Origin of the sequence: Ghiorsea bivora (assembly GCF_000744415.1) — a bacterium.
GTDB lineage: Bacteria > Pseudomonadota > Zetaproteobacteria > Mariprofundales > Mariprofundaceae > Ghiorsea > Ghiorsea bivora.
Genome location: NZ_JQLW01000013.1, coordinates 22,159 through 46,216, shown reverse-complemented (window position 1 = coordinate 46,216; position 24,058 = coordinate 22,159). Strand labels below are relative to the sequence as shown.

The following is a 24,058-nucleotide window of genomic DNA, read 5'->3' as shown; positions in this document are numbered from 1 at the left end:
ATAAACAATCCACTTCCATAAGCAAAAAATACGCCAACTTATGAATATTCCAACAAAAAGGGCGAAGCCAATGCTCCGCCCTCTTCTATCCGTTATAACGTTCTAAACAGTTATACTTAGTCTTCCAACAATGCTTTCATCGACAAACGAATCTTACCACTGCGATCAACTTCTAACACTTTCACTTTAACAATATCGCCTTCGCTCAGTTTATCTGAAACTTTCTCAACACGATCATTTGAGATTTGCGAAATATGCACCAAACCATCAGTTTGACCCAAAATGCGAACAAATGCGCCGAAATCCATGATTTTCACCACTTTTCCTTCGTAAGTTGCCCCCACTTCAACCTCTGCTACGATGTCTTCAATCATTTTCTTCGCAGCTTCACCAGCTTCGCCAGTTACTGCAAAGATTGTAATCGTTCCATCATCAGCAATATCAACTTTAGCACCTGTTTCTTCAACAATACCGCGAATCACTTTACCGCCAGCACCAATCACTTCACGAATTTTGTCCGCTTTGATTTTCATGGTGAACATACGTGGCGCATGAGAAGCAACGTCTGCATTGGGTTTATCCATGCATTTCGCCATTTCAGACAAAATGTGCATACGACCACCATTGGCTTGCGCCAAAGCTTCACGCATGATTTCACGCGTTAAACCACCAATTTTAATATCTAACTGCAATGTGGTTACACCTTGGGTTGTACCCGCAACTTTAAAGTCCATATCACCAAGATGATCTTCATCACCCAAGATATCAGACAATACAGCATAGCCGTCTTTCTCAAGGATAAGCCCCATGGCAATACCAGCCACAGCACCTTTAATCGGCACACCAGCATCCATCATCGCAAGCGAAGTACCACAAACAGAAGCCATAGATGAAGAACCATTGGATTCAGTAATTTCACAAACTGAACGAATCGCATAACCAAACTCTTCCATGGTTGGCAACACAGCTTCAACACCACGACGTGCCAAACGACCATGACCAATTTCGCGACGACCTGGAGGGCCCATACGACGCGCTTCACCAACTGAGTAAGGTGGGAAGTTGTAATGCAGCATGAAACGTTGCTTAGCAACACCTTCAAGGCTTTCAGTGGTTTGCATATCAGACTCAGTACCCAATGTGATAGTTACCAAAGCTTGGGTTTCACCACGGGTGAACAATGCTGAACCATGCGGACCAGGTAAAACGCCAACTTGGCAATCGATTGCACGAACATCATCTGTTTTACGACCATCAATACGTGGGTTGCCATCAATGATTGAGCGTCGAACAACACTTTTCTCCAAGCTTTTTACAGCTGAAGTCACATCATTGTTTGAAAATTCACCAGGGTTCTCTTCACTACCTGCGAATTTTTCTTGTGCTGCCAAACGAATCGCATCCAATTTCGCAGAACGCTCTGATTTATCAACAATACCGTAAGCTGCACGAACATCCGCTTCAAATGCAGCATTCACAGCCGCTTGAACTTCATCATTACCAGCCAATTCAATCACTAATTTTTCTTTACCCGCTTCTTTAACCAAAGCATCGATTGCATCAATCACTGGTGCATAACCTTCTTGACCGAAGATGATTGCATCAATCATCTGCTCTTCAGATAATTCTTTGGCTTCAGATTCAATCATTAATACCGCATCGCGAGTACCAGCTACAATCAAATCCAGTTCGGAATTTTCCATTTCTGCATATGTTGGGTTCAATACAAACTCACCATCAATCAAACCCACGCGAGATGCCGCAATGGGCTCTGCAAATGGCACATCAGAAATAGATAATGCAGCAGACACGCCGTTAATGGCGATAATATCAGGGTTGGTTGCATCATCAGCAGACATCACAGTGGCAATCACTTGTGTCTCATGGAAATAACCTTTAGGGAATAAAGGACGAATTGGACGATCAATTAAACGTGAAGTTAAAGTTTCCTTTTCAGAAGGACGACCTTCACGTTTTACAAACCCACCTAAGAAACGACCTGCTGCATAAGTCTTTTCTTGGTAATGAACGGTTAAAGGCATGAAATCTACGCCTTGCATTGGTGTTTTTGCTGCTGTTGCAGCCACGTGAACCACCACGTCGCCCACTTGGGCTAAAATTGAACCACCAGCTTGACGCGCTACGCGACCTGTTTCAAAGCTGATTTCTTTGCCACCAACGGTAGCCTTACTTGTTTTTACATTAAACATTTATACTTCCTTTCACGAGCCCCATGCTCGCTTACTTTTTTTCTACTCTCTTTTCCTACTGTTTTCGTCATTCCCGCCTATGCGTGAATCCATATACACCCAAAGCTGTTATGAATGCCCAGTTAAACTAAGCATGACAACCTTCTAATACAGAAAAAGCGGCCCGAAGACCGCTTTCCCAATAAACTTTTAAAATTAACGACGCAAACCTAAACGTTCGATAAGATTACGATAACGACCAAAATCTTCACCTTTAAGATACTTCAAAAGGTTACGACGTTGACCAACCATTTTCAAAAGGCCACGACGTGAGTGATGATCTTTATGATTGTCTTTAAAGTGGCCTGAAAGACCGTTGATACGCGCTGTGATAAGTGCTACTTGCACCTCTGGTGAACCAGTATCACCCTCTTTAATCGCATATTCAGCGATTACTTTGTTTTTTTCTTCTGTGGATAAAGCCATTGTATTTCCTTGTCTTACTTAAACTCACTACAACCCGAGAGGACATGCGGAACACATAGAACCCCAGCATTGAGCGGAAGCGCAATATAACTTTATCTACACATAAGTCAAAAAATCTAAAAGTTCAAACTGGCATGCATATTTTCTACCGAATGTATTTTGATTAACGTAAGGCTTCGTCCACTAGAACCGTGAATAAATATGGCAAGCATAGCTATAGTTTACCATATTATAAACTTTTTCCCCGTACATTGACTAATACGCCAAATCTCCCCATTGGGTAAACAAAACATGAGCAGAATTAAACAACCGATTTTTTTATTTTTAGAAAAAATAAATTATAATTAGCGTAGCAAGGTATTCAATTAAAATAGGGGCTGCCCCAGATAACTAGATATTATACTTTCTAACCCACTGTTTTAGCAACGTTAATTGCTCTTTTGGACTTGGGTTGTTGAAACGCCACTCACATTCCTTCAAAAAGTAGTAAAAATGCTCTTTGGGAACACCATTAAATTTGCGCATATGCCGCTTGGCTTGGTTCCAAAAGTTTTCAATACCATTGATGTAATTATGCTTATGTGCAAACAGCTTTGAATGGTTAATTCGATAGTGCTTAAACTCTGAAACATCTAACACATTATAGCCTCGCCAACAGTCTGTATAAACGATACTATCAGGCTTCACTTTATTTTGAATAATTGGCATCAAAGTTGACGATTTTGCATCGGGTATAATCTTGGTGTAAACCTTGCCACCCCTTTTAAGTAAACCAAAAACGGGCACTTTACCTGCTGCACCTCTACCACGTTTTCCTTTCCTATGACCGCCAAAGTAACTCTCATCAACTTCAATCTCACCACTTAGAAATTCAGCAGCTTCCCGTTCAAGTTCGATGCTAATAATAACCCGCAAACGGTGATAGTAATATACACCTGTTTTACGATTTAGCCCACCAATTCAGAAGCACATCTAGCTGTACTTCCAGTTACAAAATGCTCCATTAGCCGTAGCTGTTTTGAATAACTTAATCGACTCTTCCTCATGCTGCCCCTCACCATAACTATTTCTAGTTATCTGGGACAGCCCCTTAAAATAATATTATAGATCTTGTAGTATATATACTTTGATAAGCATCAACATCCAAGTAAAAATTAGGCAAAAATAAACCCCAGTTATGTCTCCATAACTGGGGTTTATTTATTTGGCATCCCCAAGGGGATGTGTTCTTAACCCCAGTGATGATAATGATTTCAAGGAAAAATAAGAATGTCTAGTCAAAAGTCATATAAAATATGAACATTACGTGCTAGACAAATGTCCAGAAAATATCATGGATAATGGATATTTGTCATGACTTTTGTCCTATGCTTAGCAATATCCTAAGATGATCTTTACCACTAAACCAACTTTACTCTTGCAAAGTATCCGACTGGATACCATAGTTGGACACATGAAAAAACGAGATGATGAATACTTAGCCAAACTTCAAGACTATTATCATGCCCACCACATTATTCCTTCACATGCAAAGATTGCTGAGCTGATTGGTATGTCCAAACGCAGCGCATCCAAATTTATAGAGCGCATGGTGTTTGCAGGTTATTTGGGCAAGGCTCCTGATGGTAGAGCGGTGCCAGAGAATAACTTTTTTGCTCGCTCTATCGTGGGTGTGGTGCCTGCTGGTTTTGCCAGCCCTGCTGAAGAATTATTAGGTGACTCCATTTCCATTGATGAATATTTGGTGGATAATCCTTCTTCAACGGTATTGGTGAAAGTTGATGGTGAGTCCATGATTGGTGCCGGTATCAATAGCGGTGATTTATTGGTGGTGAAACGCAATGCCAACCCTCCTGTTAATAGTATTGTTGTTGCCATGATTGATGGTGAGTTTACTGTGAAATATTTGCGTAAAGGTGAGCAAGGTATGTACCTAGAGCCTGCCAATGATGCATTCCCAAATATTTATCCTGAAACAGACTTAGAAATCTACGGCGAGATGACTGGGCTTATTCGTAAAGTACATTGAACCATACGCGCAATTGGTACAATGCGATTGCCCATATTGATGCAGACTGTTTCTATGCATCATGTGAATTAACCCGACGACCAGACCTAAAAGGTCAGCCTGTATGCATATTGTCTAGCCAAGATGCATGTGTGGTTGCCAAAACCTATGATGCCAAAGCAATCGGTATAAAAACAGGTATGCCTGTGTGGGATGCGAAAAAGCTAATGCCTCACGCCCACTTCTTATCTGCTGATTTCAGGTACTACGGACTAATTTCTAAAAAGATGTTCTCTATCCTGCGTAGGTACAGCCCTAACATTGAAGAGTATTCGATTGATGAAGGCTTTGTAGATATGAATGGTATTCGTTCGATGTGGGATAAGTCTTACCGAGGGATTGCTGATGATATTCGGCGCACTGTTTACGATGAAGTGGGAATTACAGTTTCAGTGGGTATTTCTACTACACGTATTCTTTCTAAAATTGCATCAGAGATGAATAAACCCAATGGTTCAACGATTATACCAGGTAGGCGAATCGCCAATTTCCTGCGTGAAGTACCTGTGGGTGATATTCCAGGTATTGGTGGCAGTCGAAAACAGCTTATGAAAAAGCTCCGCATTCAAACGGCTTTTGATTTTACCAACACACCATTAGAACGCATTGATATGATGTTGGGGAAAGTTGGTGTGGATTTGTGGAATGAACTCAATGGAAACCCTGTGTTTGAGCTGGAGCTGGAGCCACCTATGCCCAAGAGCATTGCGAGAACTGCAAGCTTAGGGTCTGTAACACATAATAAGCAGCTTATTAGCACGCATATCACCTATCACACCACTCGCGTGGTCACTGAGCTTGTACGCAAGGGTTTAACTGCCTCTGTGATTAGTGTATTTCTACGCCTCAAATCGTTTGAATCAATTGGTCAAAATGTGCGAATCACAGCCACCAATGATTACAGCCGAATCAATCATATTGTGAAAGGCATCTTCAACCATATTTTTAGAGATGGTGTTAAATACCGAGCATGTGGTGTGGTTGCCACATCGCTTCAACCCGACGTGCAGCAAGGCGACTTATTCGCCGCCCCACTACAAACCAGCAAACAACTCGCGCTCACTAAAGTGATGAATGACATCAATACAAGATTTGGCAATCAAGTATTACGACCAGCTAACTCACTTAAAAAAGAAACACCTAAAGTGAAGTTCCAATATCCGCTTTTGATTGCTAAATAGTCTCTATTTATGATGCAGACTAAGATAAAAGCTATAATATTATGGAGGCTGTCCCATAAGACCTTAGTGTTTACATTTCACTTACCCATCACGCCAAAATGACAATAGAACATCACTTCGTCTAAGCTTGCGCAATGCTTTAGCCTCAACTTGACGAACCCGTTCGCGCGTCACACCACAAGCTGCTGCCCGACTTCTTCCAAAGTATGCTGCACATTTCCCTCCAACCCAAAACGCATGGCAATCACCTTGGCTTCACGCTTATTGAGAGCAAACGGCTTCCTTACTGATTGATTCATATCATTCTCCTTACCGAACATCATCTTGAAAAATAAATCACCATGCGTCATATGGCATCGTATAAAAAAGGCTGCAACTCTCAAAATAAAATGATGAATTTATAGGCAGCCAAACTGACTCTTAGTTGGAGACCACGCCTTATTCACATAGCCTGTGGATAAGGCGTGTATATCCACCGTTGCTACATAAAACCGATAGGTTTCTGAGCATGTGGCTCTTTGGTAGTTACCTCTTCTTTCAGCTCTGCCACCCAGTTTTTAGCAGATGCATCTAAATCCAAGATATTGAGGCGTTTCTTCACTGCTGAGAAATCTCCTGGTGCCAAGTTGTTCATAGCTAAAATCTTACGCTTTGAATCGCTATCCACAGCTTCTAAAGATTCTTGCTCTAGCATTCGCAATGCCTGTTCAGGACTTAAGTATTTAAACTCAATTTTAAGTGCAAAACGGCGAAGACTCGCCTGATCAAGATTATCCATTAAATTTGTTGAGCAAATAAAAATGCCTTCAAAGTTTTCCATCTGTACAAGAAGTTCGTTCACCTGGGTGACTTCCCATGACTGGTTGGCACTTCTCCTATCTCGCAACAATGAATCGGCTTCATCCAGAACTAACACCGCTTTTTCTCGCGTGGCTTCGCGAAACATGGCTGCAATATTTTGTTCTGATTGCCCAACATACATACCCAGAATATCCGATGCTTTTTTACTTACCAAAGGCATCTCTAATGTTTCAGCGATATACCCTGCTAAAGCAGTTTTACCCGTTCCTGGCGCACCATAAAAGCATAAATTACCCTTCTTACTGCGACCAAGCCCCTTAATCATGCTTTGAATATCGGCATGGGTATTGATGAAAGATAAATCATATTTCGTTTCATGCTTGGATTTCTTAGGCAAAGGTTTTAACGACATCGCTTTCAAGCTATTTTCAAGTACTTTTTCTAACACTTCATCAATCGACTCTGAGCTTTGACCCAGTCGGGATGCTACCTTACTCAGTTTCGCCACTTGCGCTGGTGAAAGCTGACTATGGTCTGCCAAACGGTTTTTAAACGCTTCGCTGACGCGCTCATCACTTAAATAAGATTTGATGATATTTAGGCGAACAGACTTCGGTGGCGTGTTTAGCTCCATCACATAATCAAACCGTCGCAAGAATGCCGCATCAATTTGTCTCACTTGATTACACACCCAAATCGCAGGTGTTGTGTTTTCCTCTAGGGTTTTGTTCATCCATCCTTTATTTTCGCCCGACTTCATCTCCATCCCAAAAAATGAAAAAGCTCTGGCTGGAAACACATCTTCAACCTCATCAAATAACAACAGACTGTTTTTATCTTCAGCAAGAAGCTGCTGGCTTAAGCGATAGCTTCCAAGTCGTCGCGAAGCATTAATCGCACCACCATCATCGTCTTCCGTTTTCACCTCATACAAAGACAACTTCAATGTTTCAGCCAATAAGCGTACCAGCTCCGTTTTACCCGTACCTGGTATTCCATAGAGCAATATATTCACACCCATATCTTTACGATTGATTGCTTTGCTCAACACTTCAGAAACAACTTGGATATCATCCATAGCATGTGGGTAATCTTTCATTGTGAGGTTACTTTTTTTAGTAGGCATAAGAAAATGAGCCAATAACTCTTCTTGATTCGTATTGTCGGCAAGCAACGCTTCTTCTAGGCTGCTCATGATATCAAACTTTGCTTCAGTATAATAATCTTTATTGAGAGAAATTAAACCCGACTGTCTAAGAAAAGATTTTTTAGATACTTCTTTTTTTATCTCACGCAAGCCAACATCAAGCGCGCAAGACAAAACATTTAAAAACTCTTGCTCATTTTCAATTTTCACAAATCTAAACATATCAGACCAAGCACTACTATTATCTGTAAGCACAGCAAAAGTTAATAGTGACTTTTGAACTTCTGTAAGCTCAATGCGCTCCGCTAAAAGATTGATATTAAAATCAATAGCCTTATCCGATATTTTCTTGGATTCTAGCCTCTCAAGCTTATCCACCATGAAATTTCGCACTTTTTTATAAGTTATCTTCTTATCAGAATCATATTCGGGAAGACCCAAGAACTCTTGAACATCATCATCCGCATACCCTTTCTCTGGATGGAAGATTGCCTTAAACATCCAATTATTTTGCGTTAAAAGCCTAAGCATCCAAATTGAAACTGTTCTTTCATCTTTTTGCCGACCATTTCCTGAAAATCTTCTGTGTCTGTGTCGAATACCCATATCCAATCTCCTATGCTTTAATGATAGGAAGATGATACTGCACAGAGCGTCAAATAATGTCGCACAAGAAAACTTAATCTATTGCATTAGGCTTCGAAATATGTTTCAAAATAATGATGGCTGACTGATAATCCCCCGAAAAGTAATGACAGTCTAAAGTAGAATATTATAAAGAGCTTAACTTTCAAAACGACAGAAAAGTATCATCGCCATGCTTTCAAGCTTTGTTCAACCAAATCTTTCGGAAACATTTTTAATGCCTTTGCATCAAATGGAAACTGTGGCAACCGCTCCATCACCAGTTTGGCTACGGTGAATGCCTGTTCTTGATCTCGCTTGGCTTTATCAGCTCTTCGGTTTGGCTGCTTGCTTACCCACAGCTTGTGAACTGCAAATGAGCGCGGGTCTGGCACAACAATACGGAAAGGGTAACCTCTACTATCCATCACAACAGCCTCCACCTTGGGCGAATTGATGAGCCAACGTAGGCTACCAATCCCTGATGCTTTCAAATCATAAGCATCGCCCATTTGTTCATGGGGTTGCTCACGCAAGTCTTTAGGCTCCGCAACAATCAAATCCACCATAAAACCATCTTTATTGGCAGCACGATAAAGTTGCGAGCTGCGCTCAAAGCTACGGTCTGCCTTTTTGAGTATAGGTAAGAACCCATCCACATTGGCAGCCGAATAAAACTTCACCTCTTTACGATTATCCCACAAGAAGTCCACGTCAGCAGTTGCCAACAACTCACGATAGACCATCACACCCGCCAAGGCTTCATAAGCATAAATCGCATGTGTACCAACCGTACAAATGCGCTCACCCATCAAACCTTGTTTATCTAGCTCTCTGACAATACGAGCAACGATGAGTGGCACACGGTTCAAACCAACCGCACGATTCAACGCTGCTTTTTCATCCAAAGCTTTCTGTAGAGATTTGATGCGCTCGGTTGTTTCTTTTTTACCTTGTTGAAAAGCATCATACATCGCTTGGGTTTTATCATTTTCCGCCCCCAAGCTCTTGCCTTTACCATAACCATCCAGCATGTGATAAAGGTATTTTTTACCCTTGATGCTTTTCCAATGCATAGAGCCTGAATAATGATTCGCACGCATTTTTGCATCCTGCCAAGCCTCAAAAAGCTGCAAACTATCCGTAAACTCCAAACTTTGCCGATGCGTTAATTCCAAAGTATCCATACATCAATTATCTATACTAACCGAACAATGTCAAAATTTATAGATAACAAACCGTGGTACAATACACTGTTCTTTGTTAACTTTCACTTTCCATAGTAAGTATTTTTTATGCTTTTGTTTCAACGCAGTCCAACTAATAAATCAAAACAACTATCTAGCGTCATATTCAAAGCCAAGCCACTTTCAGGTACTCGCCCATGTTGATAATGCATATTATTGCGAATCAAGCGTGTAAATTCAGGTTCGCTAAGTTTATTGGAAAACGACTGAACTTTTGCATCATTACAACCCACCTCAATCACCACCAAGCGTTTTTGCCTTGCTTCCAAATCATCAATCCACGCATTCAACCGTGCTGATTGCTCATCAAATCGCGAACTATCAAAATGCTTTTGATTTAATTTTGAAACATTGGGCATCATATCCGACCCGCATTTGGGACACGTGGGTATATCAGTACGCAACTCATTCATATAAATATCAAAGGCAATGTCATTACGCACAACACCTAAATCACAATCAGAAACACACTGCATATGATGAAGGGAGCCATGCGCCTCAACCAAACATTGCTCATCCCAGCCCGCTGTTTGCAATCGACCATCAAGGTTTGATGTATAAGCAAAATAGCCTTCAGGTTTGGTTTTGGCTAAAGCAAGCCACGCTTGCAATGTTTCATCTGCTTCTGCCTCGCGAGCTTTCACAATAAAATCCGCATAAAAAGACCATGCAGTGTTGGGGTATTCAAAAAACATCTTCTCATCTTGAATATGTATGGCCTTTTTCGGGTCTTGCTTCCCATACTCAGGACAAGCATCTCGAAACTGCTTGGTTAGCGGCAAATCATTATGTCCGTGCTTACTATCAAATGTACCACCTGTCACAAATAGGAATGCTTCGGCTTGTTGCACATAAGATTGCGCTCGTTTCTTGCGCTCAGGCAGGTTCCATATTGTTTGCCCACCGCTTTCTTTATGGATACGCTGCATCATCGCTTGGTGAGCACTAATATCATCTTGACGAAGCTTTGCAGGTGGTCTTCGAGTGAGGTTAGAAGTTTCCTTGCGTTCTTTTAACATAGCAGAGCTTTTAAATGGCAGTGCATAATTTGAGACAGGCTCCTCGAACGAGTTCAAACCCAAAGAAAATTGGGTTCCACCTGTCATTAAAAGATAAACTTCTGCCAACAGCTCCGCATCTAATAACGCACCATGTAAGGTTCGATGTTGTCTATCCACGTCGAATTTATCACACAATGCATCCAAACTATTTTTGCTCGTAAATAAGCTTTTCGCAAGTTTAAATGAATCAATCACCATAAAAGACTCAAGCTCTTTTTTGCCTGCATCTGACAACTCATTCATTAGAAATCCAAGGTCAAATACGGCATTGTGAATAACCAACACCCCGCCTCTGATAAAACTTAGAAACGCTTCTTCAATTTCGGCAAACAATGGTTCATCTTGCAGACGCTCTTCTGTCAAACCATGTACCCGAAAGGCACCTGATGAACTAGGGCGCTGTGGATTAATATATTGCTGATATGTCCTTTTCTGCGACAAGTCACGGTTCACAATCTCAACCGCACCAATCTCGACAATTTTATCACCTTGCTCAGGGCTTAAACCTGTAGTTTCAGTATCTAACATAATCAACCGCATCATTCACCTCTCTATAAAGAAGCAAATCTAGACCATTGTGCGTCAACTATTGTCGCTACAAAAAAACGGTGGCTTATTAAAATACCAAGCAACTACAAACGTCACCCGTTGTCGCAACCTGCTCTAAGTTATGTCCTATAAAACACAAGAGGTTAAAATCATGATTTGGTCAGTTCTTATGATATGTTTAGGTGGTTGGGCAATGCTTCAAAGCATCAAACGCCATACCGAGAGGATGAAGCAGCCGTACCCCGCAAACCATAACAGCAAGCTAAAAAGTATGATGCCTGCTCTATTTATTGAGCACTTGCTCTGGTGGGTTGGCTACCTATTATTATTTCTTGGTCTCGGTTTAATGGTATTATACCTCATTGTACTTGGAACTTTTTCCTTCGCTATTTTTCCTGCCGTTACTTTACTAGCCCTGTTCTACACAGCCAAAAAACGACTCAAATAGGCACCCTATTCTTTAGGGTGCTTAAACCTTGAAGCCAATGCCCTACCAACTAAGGTTACTTTACCCGTAATATTCAACTTGTTCGTTTCAAGAAACACAGCTTGTATCCTATCTATAGCCATTTCTTCCCGCTCATCAAGTCGTCCGTCAGCTTCGGTAACACCAACTAAAAAGTTTAAAATCTCGCGTGTCATCACCTCATAATTACAGTCTTTGTTTTCTTTCTGTAAGGTTGCCAGTGCTTGGGATATATCTTTGATTGATATTTCAGAAAGACTTGCCTCAGTGATAGCTGTAGCACTTTGAATAAACTCTGGGTTATAACCCCATTCCTTAACAAAGTATGACTCAATATGCTTTCTTTCAGCCTCAACCACTTCACCATCAATGACAGCTACTTTTAAAGCAAGTGGACCCATTAAGTCAAAAAGACCCAAGGCTAAAATATCCATAGGCGTATTAATAAACTTCGGAATCACAGTCACCCTATCATGAGTAGCACTCCGTATAGCCCTACGAATTCCATACCATGCTCCACCACCAGCCACACCAGCAGCAATCACCCAGCCAACTGGGGTAACAGCGGCTCCTAATCCAAACAGTGATAACACCCCACTTGTTGAGAAAAATGTTGATGCTACTGCAGGTGAACTTGCCATCGATGCTGTAGTTGCTGCAGTTCCTGCGACATCCCAAAAGTCTGAAATTTTATTTTTTATGCTCAGGCTAGTATAAGCATCTTCACCAATACCAAGTTTAGCTTTAAACCTTAATGGGTCACTAATAATTTCATCAAGCTCGCCAAGCCTTTGTTCTAATCTTTTGTGATCATTCATGTTTTTAAAGGTATAAAGCTTGCAACAATATCTTGAACACGCGTTTTAAGTTTTTTATTCTCTAAATCCACATTTGCACCAACCAAAATTCCATAGGCTATTAATATCGGGCCAACAATTGGGGCAAGCAACGCACCTAAAACTGGAATAGAAGCAATAAGAAGCGTTACAATTGCTCCAAAAAGCATTCCAAATCCAGTATTCGGATATTCACGAAAGGCAGAGCAAATATAATCAATAATTTTGCGCCCAACCTTGAGTACATATGACCCAACCTTGAGTGTTGCCTTTGAAAACTTAAACAGTAATGCCTTTATATCTGCAGAAATATTCAATCGATCAATCATTCTTTTAATATCATCATCCGACATCTCAAAAATAGAGAACTCTTGAAAATAGTCATTTGAAATTTCTGCCACATCTTCTTGGAATGTTTCACCTGTATCTGGCTTTACTCCAATTATTTTCATATCTCTCTCCTTTCTTATAGCTCAAAACACCCAATCAAAATCACTTACACCTATATATAACAACAGCCATCTATTAATAGATGACCTTCTCAACCTTGGCTAGCTTCATACTTCTTAATTTGCGCTTGAGCGCTTCGATATAAATCATCTCGTAGCTCCTTAGGCTCAAGCACTTCAATCTGCTCATCATAGCCACGCAACCAAAACCGAAGCTCCGAAGTATCATTCACTGTGGCTTGCAATAGAAATGTGTCATCCTCTTGTTCTTCCAGTGTTTGGTCTGGGCTAAGCTTGCGCTCACCCAAATGGAATGCCACATCCTTATCAATGATGGCTGTAAGCTTTATCATATCACCTACTTGAAAACTTAACTCACCCGACTGGATATACGCATCCAAGTCAAAATTTTCAGGCGAATCAATCATCGCATCCGTTAATGTTGCTTGTTTAATCCTGTGCAATGTCATCAAGCGAATATCGTCATAATTAAACACGGTACACGGAATATAAAAAATACCATTTTTAAGCACCAACGCCAGCGGGCTAATCGTATAATCCTTCGCTTTTGTCGCGCCGCGCTTCTTATATTGTACTTCCAAGCGTTTATTCAACAGCAATGCTGTGTAAACCTTCTCTTGCACACCTGCATCAATCTCTGGCGTAGATAAATCAGGGCCTTGGCGCAGTACACGCACTTTATTCACCCAAGATGTAGTTCCCGAATCACCTGAAAGTTCATTAAGTATCTTTTTTGCCGATAAAAAGTGTGGATTTAATTTCACTACCGTTTCTCGTGGCAGAATCGGCTCAAGATGTTGCTCTGCCAAATAGAATGCCAATGCAGTGTGTGAATCCATGCCTGGAATATCGATCGTAGGAGCATCTTTGCGCCACGACCAACCAAAAGGTTTACTTCTATCATCACATTCAAGCGGAAAAATGGATGAAAACTTATCCAAATCGCGTTGAATAGAGCGTTGCGAAATTATGAAGCTTTCCGCTGCTAAGTTATTCATAATTTCTATGGTGCTGATTTTACTCGGCGATCTTGGCACCATCCGCAACATCATCCATTGCCGCATTACTGTATCACTCATTTCTCAACTCCTCGTAGGGATACTTTTACTTTTTGCCCTGAAATATGTGTAAACATTGCTGTATTATTTTCAGAAGCTTGCAAAGTCCAACCATCATGGGTTGTTTCCCCTACACGTAACATTTTATAATCATTGCCAATCGCTAGCATTACCTTTCCTTTCGCAAAGCCTTTCACCACGGGCGCAACCAACGGAACACTTTTCTGCTCAACCTGCTGAACGCGTTTTTGCACTTGCTTTGGAACAACAGCCAGAGGCTGCGCTTGGATGCGCTCTGGAGCATAAGCCTGTTTCACCTCATGGCTGGATTTTGAACCATTTATATTTGAAGCAATGATAAACATAACAATGGATGCCAATATAAAGGTTTTGGCAACAGGTGTACGCCACCGACCCCCATGTTTCTTCTGCAACCGCAACACATGCGCCTTATGATCTGCCTTATCCGTGATCATCACTTTTTGTAATGCTTGAAGTGCAGGTTTATTGTTAAAAGACTTATCTACATCTTGTTCAAGAATATATTGTTTTAATTCTTTGGCATATAAAACACCATCAATTCTAGGGCTCTTAAGTTTACCATGAGTGAAAACCACCACTCCTTTAACCTTCAAATCTTTGAGGCACGATTTAATCGCAAGGATATGTTTATGATTTTGTCTGATTGGGTTTTGAAATGGGAACTTAGCACGCTTGTTAAATGTTTGCAGCCAAGTCTTATCATGCGCTTTGCCGTATATCCATCCTGCATAGGCTTTGGTTTCAATCACAAAGCATGTGTCTCCCACGATTAAAACATGGTCAATTTGCGTCGTTTCGCCATCAATAGGCAAAAGCACATCATGAAACTGGATATACTGATTTTCATCTAAGCCTGATAGTTCACCTTTGATAACCAACTCACCTAACCAACCCACTAAAATAGGCTGATAAAGCTTAAACCCAGAGACCAGTAAGAAAACTGCTAGCCCAAAAAGTGCCATGGGTAACACTGCATCAAAAATGGACGGTAGGAAATTCATTCAGTTGTCGCTCGAAGCACCATCCGCAACATCGCCCATTGCCGCAATACTGTATCACTCATGTATTGTTCACTGTAAAGGCACGAACAAAATCAACCAACTTTTTATTATCTTTCACCTCATCATGCGGAATCAATAAGTATTTCCACTCCTTGCCACCATGTTGTTTGAGATAGTGGCTGGCATTTAATGCTTGCCCCATCTTGTTTTTTGGTCTGTGAGCATTTCTAAGTTTATGTGCTTCATCAATAACCACCAAGTCCCAAGGTACCGCAATAAGCTCTTCTTCCAACCTTGCCGCATAATGATATGACATGATAATCACTTTCTTCATTGATAGCGGTGAGAATATACCATTCTTTCTGAACTTTCGCACGGTTGGCGCATCAAGTATTTGACTAGGCAGGTTAAATTTTTCTTGCAACTCTGAAGCCCACTGCCTACGCAATGATGCAGGGCATATAATCAGCAAGTGCCTCTTTCGCTCTGCCCAGCATTGACTTAGAACCAAGGCAGCTTCGATGGTTTTACCCAAACCCACTTCATCTGCAAGAATAACGCCTTTATTCAAAGGGTTCCGCAAAGCAAACAAGGCCGCTTCAATTTGATGGGGATTCAGATCAACCGAGGCATCAAACAAAGACTGCGAAAGGCGATCAACACCATTACTGGCGTGCTGAAGCGTTAGCTCATGGGCATAATATTTTGCGTGATATTCTGTTATCATCTAATTAAACGAACAAACTCTCATTGGCTCCCACACCTCTATATTGTTTCAGTCCAAAGCGTATAGAAAATCATAAAGAAAATCATTGTTTACTTTTATTTACCTATTATTCCCTGCAAGGCTATTTTCACTTCACTATCCGCAATGTTTCCAAACCTATATTCACCACTGTCAAAGTTTGCAACCTCAAGTTTATTCATCATCCATAAATGCATCACCTAGATGATTTAACACAGCAAAGCACTTTCAGGATATAGGTTCGGAAACCATGCCCCCAGCACATGGCTTGGGATGTTTAAGCGCACTTTGCCTCGTGGCGAATCAGAAATTAACAACTTTCTATCCAACAAACCTTTGAGCACACGCCGACCCGTGACCTCAGATTTTCCTGCAATCATGTGTTTCACTTCGCCTCTATCAAACTCACCACGATACAACGCCTCACGCAACAATAAGAACGAATCAGGCGATAGTTTTGAGCGTTGATGTTCATCCACACAATAGCGCTCGATACGCCGGCTAAGGTTTTTCATATCAAACAACTGACTCATAAAATCCACCTGATCAATGCAAGTCGTCAAGTAATAATCGCAAAAGTTCAACAACCCTTTTTCAGACAATGTGCCGCGACCATCTGTGGATGAGCCTTGCCTGATTTGGTCAGCTTGCGCCAAATGCTGTTTATATTGCTGTACCGAACGCGCCAAACCACGCGATGGCGACCACAAACCAACATTTAAACCCAAGCTTTGCAAAGCAGCATGTGCCATGAGCCGAATCGTGCGCCCATTACCATCCATAAACGGATGAATCCATGCTACCCGATGATTGGCTGCAGCAATGGCAATCAACATATCACCACCGTGATACTTATGGTATGTGTCAAACAGGCTTTGCAACATAGGGCGGACTTGTTCGGCATCGGGCGCAATATGCTTGCCAACCTGCACCCCACGCATACGAATTTCACCCGCTTTCATCAATACCTCTTCATCTGTTTGAGGATGTTTTATCATCAACATGGATTCGGGTAGCCGCTGATAAAATTCAGAGTGACACCATGTTAAAAATTCAATCGACATTGCGGGTTGCGGATATTTACCCTCATCAATCAAGGATTGCACATGGATATGCGCCAGGGCTTCTTGTTGCAAATCTCTGGTTGCAGAATCAGCAGATAAATTGTTGTTCAGCGCACTTTCAACTTCATAAGGCAGCGTGTTATGCCCTTCAATCAAATTGCTGTAATAACAGTTCATGACACGCGCAAGCTGACTAAGCGGCTGCAATAGCGGCGCATGTGGCGTAAGCGCGCTCGCCTTCTTCGTCAATTCAAAAGACTTCTCTTTGAGCTTGCCTGATACGGCATCCGACGGCACTACGGGTGTGAATGAACTTATTGGCATGACCACTCCATTGAACACTAACTAAATACGGTAACATGATATAATAAAAGTGAAATATCAAGACTTAAGGGTTAAAGTGAACACTATGATGATCACTGTTTTGATCACTAACTTGGCTTAATAGCCTGTAAAAAACTTGTCACTTCCTTATCCCCAAGATTCTCAAACCTATGCCCGCCTTTCGTAAACGAAGTCATGTTTAACACATCACCAAACAAATCCATCGTGCGCTGACTATCAATTAAATCATCATCCATATTGAGCATCACCTGACGGTTTAAGGTTATGCTTTCATCAATAAAAGTCGTTTCCGCATAAGATTGCAAGGTAGCGCTTGAGAACCCAAAAGATTTGCCTGTGGCAAAGTTTTCATGCTCACCTACTGCATGTTTTAAAATTTCAGAAGGTGTATGACATGGATTTAACATCAATAACAGCTTCACTTGCTCGGCATATTGTTCTGCAAGCTTTGATGCATAAAATGCGCCTAAAGATGTGCCAATGATAATAGCTGGGTTATCCTCTATTTGCTTTTGCAGCGCCTCCATATTCTCAGCAAATGTTGCAGCTGAATCGTATGCAATTTGCTGCACTGGCAATTTAAATATTGCTTCAAATATATCCGCTTTGGCATTGGGATACTTTGGCCCCGATGCAAAGCCATGAATCATATATATTTTAGAATCGTTTAAATCATGACTCACGGCAACTGCACTTCCACCATTTGTGCTGTCATGGGCAAATGAATCAAGGTTTGCAGCACAGGTTTACCCGTCGCTTGCACCACGGCATCACGATAGACCGCAAGCTGCGGTGCATATTGCTTCACATACGTTTCTACATTGCCACCTGAATAACTTTTATGGTCTATCACCACAAACCCATCATCAAGCTCAATCAACATATCAATCCAACCTGTGAGCTGCTGATGATTATCCAACACCATATTGATTGGCCATTCAGGAAGCACTTTACATTGAGGATAAGTATCCTGCGCAAATTGTTTCAGTCTATCACTGGCTTTGAGCATATCTTCTGGTGCAATGGAGCCTTCAACACCCCATGCATCAAGCAAAGCTTTGGCTTGCGATTTTCTTGCTTCGTCACTCGCATGAATATCTGCGCCCAAGAAACCATGCATGGCATTACCAAAGTCTGCTGCTTCAGGGTTGCCATGCTTATCTATGGCTTCGCCAAGCGTGGCAATCACAGATGTAGGCACGGCTTGCTTAGCATCATCATCCCAATCCATGCTGCTAGGTGCAATGGTCGCCGCAGGAAATGTTTGGGCAGGCTCGGCTTTGGGTAGGAATGAGGGTTTATCTTGAATATCTAAAACCTGAACATCCTCTTCGCCAATAAGATGACGCGTCTTTATCGTAAAGCTTTGGGCTTGCCCTTGCCTATCCATGATGGAACAAGAATTATCTTCCAGTGTTAGCACAGATTCTTGATTCGCATCTTTAAGCTCATCCAACCATTTACTTTCTACAGATTTCTTGGCTTTTTGTTGAGTAAGCACCAAACCATCTCTCGCGCGGGTCAGCCCCACATAAAGCAAACGATTGGATTCTGCCAAAGTTTGGCTCATGGCTTTATCCGCAATAGCTGAGCCTAAAATAAGCGCATCAAGTTGTTCTGCTTTTTTCTTCGTGCCATAACACCATGGCCAAAAGCGAAGCGAACGCCCTTTGAGTGGTTGGTCAGCCGTGAACACATCCGCTTCTTCAACTGATACCCCAAATACACCACTTCTCGATTCTTTATTGAGGCTACTCATAATCACCACAGGCCACTCCAAGCCTTTGGACTTGTGATACGTTAATACATTCACTGTATCCTCACCTGCGCTTTTAGCTTGTTTCAGCTCTGCTTCGCTAAACAACCAAGTAAGTAAGCCAGACACCGTGGCAGAATCACGGCGAGAACGACATCTATCTTGATATTCAACACATGCTGCACGCAATTGATCTAAGTTGCTCAATCGCTGCTCCACATTACCCCATGCATAAAGCGTGCGCTCCAAGGCAATGGCAGCCATGGCTTGCTCTAGTGATTCCAATGGCGTGAGATATACACCTTTTTTGCTTAGTGCATCCAAGGCTTGGATAAGTGAATCTTGTTTCCATGATTCAAGGGTTGTTTCACTATCTTGAAGCAAATGGGTTAACCAGTCATCGTGAGCTTGATGCTTATGCGAGTAACAGACTATTTCGGATAAGGCGATACTATCTTGATGATCCGCCATATATCGCAATGCAGCCAATGCCAACGTACATTCTTGGGTTGCCAAGAGTTCGCCTTGGGCAATAGATGCACGAATTCCCGCATTTTTTAATGCAGAAGACAAATCTTCACATTCAGAATTTGAGCGGCAAAGAATAGCAATATCCCCAGCCTTAACTTGCTTCTCATCCAATAATTTTTGAACGCCCTGCACCATCGCATTGGCGCGCTTTGGAGCGTTACTGCCTTCAAGCACCCAGTTTTCTAACCAGCCACCTTCCGCAGAAGCCTTACGCGCAGCAGGAATATCCAAACATACCTTATCTTCATCCATTTGATGAAACACTGGCGAGAAAATCGCATTACAGAATTCAACTAATTCACGTTTGGAGCGCCAAGATTCTTTGAGCACACTTCCTTTTGAGGCTTGCGCGGAACTGTTATCAATTTCAGTCGCTACCGCATCCATCAATACAGGGTCAGCACCACGGAAACCATAAATGGATTGCTTTTGATCACCCACCCAAATCACTTCTTGGGCAAGTTCTGATAATTTTAAAAATAATGCCAACTGGATAGGACTGGTATCTTGAAACTCATCCACCATCAATAGCTTCACACGCTCAGTCATGGATGCGCGAAACGATGCATTGTTTGTTGCCATATCCAGCACCAAAGCTTCTTGGTCCACAAAGTCCATCAGCCCTTGTTCGCGCTTATAATCTGCATATTGCTGCAATGCTTTGCCTGCACAATCAAACACACCTTTAATCATGGTTTCCATATCTTGCCTAAACCTTGGGTGTTTGGTGTGGTCACTGGCAACCTTTTGCACATCCTCCACTAAAGCTCTACTTTTTGCCCCAGTTTTAACTGTAGATATAATCAACCAGTCTTGCCACGAAAGATTATGTGCACCAAAGCTATTGATAATGCGTTGCGCCTTTTGAAGTGCCGTAAGCGCTTTTTTTGTGTCGACTGTTTTATCTTCAATATTATTTTCAATCGCCGACACCGCATCATTGACTGCCACAGCAAGTCGCTTATCCATTCCAGCGCCCATATTTTGAGTATGCCCTTGCCCGAGTAGCTTCTCTAGTGATGCCCAAGATTCATCACCTGCAGCTTGAAGCGTGGCAATATCCATGGCATTGGAACGCGCTAAATCCACTATCCTTTGTACATGATCACGCCAATCATCTTGCCTAGCGTAGCCTTTTTTAATTCCCATAAGCCCCAAACGCCTTGCAATGGGTTCTAATGTTTTGCCCGATGTCGCAATCGCCGATGCCGTCGCCATATTGAAGATACGCTTGGCATCATCTTCCAACAACACATCAACCGCAGGCGATAAGCCCGCTTCAAACGCATATTCTTTTAATAATTTGGAACAAATAGCGTTTACCGTGCCAATCAAACCATCATAAATACGCTGCGCTTCTGCAGTTTTTCCTTCTTCAAGCAAACGCATACGAATCCGCTCTCTTAATTCTGCGGCAGCTTTGTTGGTAAATGTCGTTGCCATGATTTGCTCTGGCTCAACATGTGGCACACCAGCTTTTCCTGCCACTCGCGTACCGATTTCATTCATTAAGCGAAATGTTTTTCCTGAACCTGCACTTGCACTAATCAATTGAATATTCTTCATGCTTCTGCCCTCGTTTGCCCACAAAGTTTGCCAAAGTCACAGAAGTGGCATGGTGGTTTCACATGCATAATACCTGCATCATTTCGTGCTTCTTTAAGTTCGCCTTCATCCATTAAACCTGAGACTTCAATCTCACCATTTTGCATTTCTTGGAACATACTGCGCCAAGTTTTTGAGCCGAGTTGCCAAACTTCTTTGGCAGACAAAGGACTCTCAATAATCCTATCGGTGTTAAACCTATAATCATCGGTAAGCAGTTCACCTTGGGCTAACATAAAATATGCGCCTGGTGCCCACACATCATCAGCACTTTTTAGCATCCAAGCATACGATGCGAGCTGCAAGGCATTACCCTCTTTGATTTCTTCAGTTTTGTATTTTGTGGAACCTGTCCATTTCAAATCAATCACAAACGTTTGCCCATCATCATCTTCAAGCAATAAATCAATATAACCTTTGAACGGGATACCATCCAAATCTTTACCGCTCACCATACCCTCGGTTTGCGTTACTTTTAAGCCTGCTTTATCTATCGTTTGTAAGAGTGCTTCCACTGCATCACACACACTGATTCGATAACGCTCCAATTCTAATTCGCGCCCAGGCTCTAAAAGTTCTGCCGCCATTTGTGGCACTCGCAGATCAAACAACTTGGATACATAGTTTCGCACACTTCCCACATCCCACTTGCTTGTGTCGGTATAAATATCCTCCACAATTTTATGGCATAACGAACCAATCATGGTGTTACCCGTTGGCAGGCTCAATGAATCCATTGATCTTAGCCCTGCATGGTATTGAAATGCCCATTTGGTCGGACAGCCCAGCAACGTGCTCATTTGAGAAAACGATAAACCTTTGGGTTTAGAAATGATGCCTTTGCCCACTTGAATCACTTCTTCAGGGGCTTGAAGCGCTGCTTTATTCTCAGCTTGTAGAACAATAGAACGACCAGCCAAGGATAGGGTCGGCTCAGCATTTAAACTTTTCCCCTGCCATAATAAACGCTGATATTTGTCTTCCTTTTCAGCCTCTGAATCGGTTGGTGAAACGGCACAATGTCGAATCTCATCCCACAACGGATGAAGCTGCGTGGCTTCACCATTCATTTTTAAAGGTGAAATAAGCAATAATCGCTCACCTGCATACTGCAAAGCTCTGCGCCATTGGTTGGCTTCTCTTGCTCTAATGGTTGCTGGCGTTTCTAAATGCACCCCTGTTTTTTGTAGGGACTCCCGCTCTTCTTCACTCCAAAATGCTAATGAAGACTGCCCAGAATCAGTAAAATTCCACCACACGACAGTGCCAACCTTGCCTGCAATACTTCCCGTATCTGACACACTGTGCCACGGCGTGGCTTGCGCTTGGCTATCAGGGTTTTGACCACCTTCAGCAATCACTGAATCCAACATTCTCTCAATTTGGGCCCGTGGGATAGGTTGATTATAGCAAGAAGCGAGCTCTATCATTCTATCCACTTGTGCCAAAGCTTGCGCCATGCTTTGTTTGAGTTCAGGCGTTTTTAAGCCCTGCTTAATCCAATCACACATCTCAACCACAGCTTTCGCAGGAATACCTGATTGCGGGTCAAAACGAAAACCTGTTAAATAATGATTCAGCTCATCCATAAATGTTTGGGCTTGAATCACTGCATCAGCTTCTTCAATACCATCGGCAAGCAGCCTATCTTTTTTGATTTCGATAATTTTGTTCTCTGCTTTTTGCCACCGCTCACCACCAACACCAGGTTCATTTTGAATCGCGCCAAGCAAGCGCTTAGCTGCAAAACTCGGTACGGGAGATACTTTGAGTGATAAAAATGAAAGCAGAGCTTGGATATTTAGAGGGCTCCACGCATTGGATAAAGCCAACGGCATGATTTGCAAAGCTGCCCTAAATGCCGAACGGGTACTGTTGCCCAACATCGGCAAAGCCACTTCATTCAAAGCATGGTCTAACACATCACTACCACCGTTTTGCACAAGCAATACATCTGTGTTCTTGGCTTCATCAGCTTTAAGCCATGATGCCAAAGTATTTGCAGCCGTCCATTCATCTTCTGGGCATAACAAAACGATTGAATCATCGCCCTGCTTGGCAGGTGCTGTTTCGTGGTCAGCATCAAACATGACATTTTGAATCATACCTAGATTACCATTGGCTAGGTTCACCTTCTCATTTTTAACATCAATACAAACACCCAACGCTTGGAGCTTGCGAAGAACTTGCCCAATCAAAAAAGGTAGTGCATCCAGTGGTTCAGTTAATTCAATGGTTTGAATGTGTAAGGATGGGTTATGGTCTAATGCCATCAAAACTGACTGTAGTTTATCACCCAATCCTTTTTTAAGGGTTTCAGGAAAAACACTTTCAACCAAGGCTAAGGCATGCAGTTTTGCTGATTGCGTTGCAAGGTCACAACCATCCCAACCTGCCAAAACCAATTCATCCCTATAATCAATAAACTGTTTCGCCGAAGACCAAGCATCAGCTTCTAAAGACCGCTTAAAAAAAGATGCTTCAGGTTTATCCACCACCGCCTGCATACTCTCCATATAGCCTTGGATGCGCATAGCATGGTGGGTTTCCCTAGAAGTTAACCCCAAGTGCGTCTCTAGTACGCCTAGCAGCCCTTGGGAACCAACCATAAGCTTGCCTAATGATGATTGCCCAGCTTGAACACCATTTGGTGCTGTGGCTTGATCGTAAGCCATATCAAAAACTATTTGCATATTCCCTTCCTCAAAAACTATTCCCTTCATTCAGATTCAATAAACCCTAACGATTTAAATAAATGGTATTCTACAGCACACTCTCTCGATACT

Annotated in this window: 16 protein-coding genes and 3 pseudogenes; 3 read left to right on the top strand and 16 right to left on the bottom strand. The window is 42.1% G+C overall.

All coding sequences use genetic code 11. The annotated features are described in order from the left end of the window. Positions 1-116 precede the first annotated feature (116 nt). The 3 genes and pseudogenes from pnp to DM09_RS10670 all read right to left on the bottom strand — a co-directional run bounded on the left by pnp (position 117) and on the right by DM09_RS10670 (position 3,721). On the bottom strand, positions 117-2,210 hold the full coding sequence (gene pnp, locus DM09_RS10680) for a polyribonucleotide nucleotidyltransferase (protein WP_038250968.1): 2,094 nt from the start codon (positions 2,208-2,210) through the stop codon (positions 117-119). Positions 2,211-2,405: 195 nt separating this feature from the next. Further along, positions 2,406-2,675, bottom strand: a complete 270-nt coding sequence (gene rpsO, locus DM09_RS10675; protein WP_038250966.1) for a 30S ribosomal protein S15 — start codon at positions 2,673-2,675, stop codon at positions 2,406-2,408. Between the two features lie 390 nt (positions 2,676-3,065). Then, positions 3,066-3,721, bottom strand: a pseudogene (locus tag DM09_RS10670) (IS1595 family transposase). A 407-nt stretch (positions 3,722-4,128) separates the two neighbouring features. On the opposite strand from DM09_RS10670, the gene DM09_RS10665 reads away from it, so the two are divergent. Continuing rightward, positions 4,129-4,704, top strand: a complete 576-nt coding sequence (locus DM09_RS10665; protein ID WP_038250964.1) for a LexA family protein — start codon at positions 4,129-4,131, stop codon at positions 4,702-4,704. Then, a complete protein-coding gene (locus DM09_RS10660; RefSeq protein WP_038250962.1) occupies positions 4,701-5,924 on the top strand; it encodes a DNA polymerase Y family protein in 1,224 nt (407 codons plus the stop codon). The genes DM09_RS10665 and DM09_RS10660 overlap by 4 nt, the downstream gene beginning before the upstream one ends. An 81-nt stretch (positions 5,925-6,005) precedes the next feature. On the opposite strand, the pseudogene DM09_RS11480 reads toward DM09_RS10660, so the two are convergent. The 4 genes and pseudogenes from DM09_RS11480 to dnaQ all read right to left on the bottom strand — a co-directional run. Continuing rightward, a pseudogene (locus tag DM09_RS11480) lies at positions 6,006-6,193 on the bottom strand (sigma factor-like helix-turn-helix DNA-binding protein); the annotation flags it as partial. Between the two features lie 212 nt (positions 6,194-6,405). Beyond that, the gene (locus DM09_RS10655; protein ID WP_038250960.1) at positions 6,406-8,478 is read right to left on the bottom strand and encodes an ATP-binding protein; all 2,073 of its coding nucleotides are present in this window, start codon (positions 8,476-8,478) and stop codon (positions 6,406-6,408) included. Between the two features lie 203 nt (positions 8,479-8,681). Then, positions 8,682-9,683, bottom strand: coding sequence for a GSU2403 family nucleotidyltransferase fold protein (locus DM09_RS10650; protein ID WP_038250959.1), 1,002 nt, complete (start codon positions 9,681-9,683; stop codon positions 8,682-8,684). A gap of 119 nt (positions 9,684-9,802) precedes the next feature. Next, on the bottom strand, positions 9,803-11,347 hold the full coding sequence (gene dnaQ, locus DM09_RS11630) for a DNA polymerase III subunit epsilon (RefSeq protein WP_157753698.1): 1,545 nt from the start codon (positions 11,345-11,347) through the stop codon (positions 9,803-9,805). Between the two features lie 157 nt (positions 11,348-11,504). On the opposite strand from dnaQ, the gene DM09_RS10640 reads away from it, so the two are divergent. Then, positions 11,505-11,801, top strand: coding sequence for a hypothetical protein (locus DM09_RS10640; protein ID WP_038250958.1), 297 nt, complete (start codon positions 11,505-11,507; stop codon positions 11,799-11,801). 5 nt (positions 11,802-11,806) lie between these two features. Here DM09_RS10640 and DM09_RS10635 read toward each other — a convergent pair whose 3' ends face one another. From DM09_RS10635 to DM09_RS10595, 9 genes and pseudogenes are all read right to left on the bottom strand, one after another. After that, positions 11,807-12,637, bottom strand: a complete 831-nt coding sequence (locus DM09_RS10635) for a TerB family tellurite resistance protein (RefSeq protein WP_051938406.1) — start codon at positions 12,635-12,637, stop codon at positions 11,807-11,809. Then, positions 12,634-13,107, bottom strand: coding sequence for a hypothetical protein (locus tag DM09_RS10630; RefSeq protein ID WP_038250956.1), 474 nt, complete (start codon positions 13,105-13,107; stop codon positions 12,634-12,636). Before DM09_RS10630 ends, DM09_RS10635 begins: the two co-directional genes overlap by 4 nt. Before the next feature lie 89 nt (positions 13,108-13,196). Next, a complete protein-coding gene (locus DM09_RS10625; RefSeq protein WP_232507821.1) occupies positions 13,197-14,204 on the bottom strand; it encodes a helix-turn-helix transcriptional regulator in 1,008 nt (335 codons plus the stop codon). Continuing rightward, positions 14,201-15,226, bottom strand: coding sequence for a nuclease-related domain-containing protein (locus tag DM09_RS11245; RefSeq protein ID WP_051938405.1), 1,026 nt, complete (start codon positions 15,224-15,226; stop codon positions 14,201-14,203). The genes DM09_RS10625 and DM09_RS11245 overlap by 4 nt, the downstream gene beginning before the upstream one ends. 187 nt (positions 15,227-15,413) lie before the next feature. After that, positions 15,414-15,953: pseudogene (locus DM09_RS10615) on the bottom strand (SNF2-related protein); the annotation flags it as partial. A gap of 227 nt (positions 15,954-16,180) precedes the next feature. Continuing rightward, positions 16,181-17,359, bottom strand: coding sequence for a Fic family protein (locus DM09_RS10610; RefSeq protein WP_038250954.1), 1,179 nt, complete (start codon positions 17,357-17,359; stop codon positions 16,181-16,183). Between the two features lie 107 nt (positions 17,360-17,466). Beyond that, positions 17,467-18,063: a YqiA/YcfP family alpha/beta fold hydrolase gene (locus DM09_RS11240; RefSeq protein ID WP_051938404.1), complete on the bottom strand. Its 597-nt coding sequence runs from the start codon at positions 18,061-18,063 to the stop codon at positions 17,467-17,469. Further along, positions 18,060-21,233: a UvrD-helicase domain-containing protein gene (locus DM09_RS10600; protein ID WP_038250953.1), complete on the bottom strand. Its 3,174-nt coding sequence runs from the start codon at positions 21,231-21,233 to the stop codon at positions 18,060-18,062. Before DM09_RS10600 ends, DM09_RS11240 begins: the two co-directional genes overlap by 4 nt. After that, positions 21,230-23,965: a PD-(D/E)XK nuclease family protein gene (locus tag DM09_RS10595; RefSeq protein WP_038250950.1), complete on the bottom strand. Its 2,736-nt coding sequence runs from the start codon at positions 23,963-23,965 to the stop codon at positions 21,230-21,232. The genes DM09_RS10600 and DM09_RS10595 overlap by 4 nt, the downstream gene beginning before the upstream one ends. Positions 23,966-24,058 lie beyond the last annotated feature (93 nt).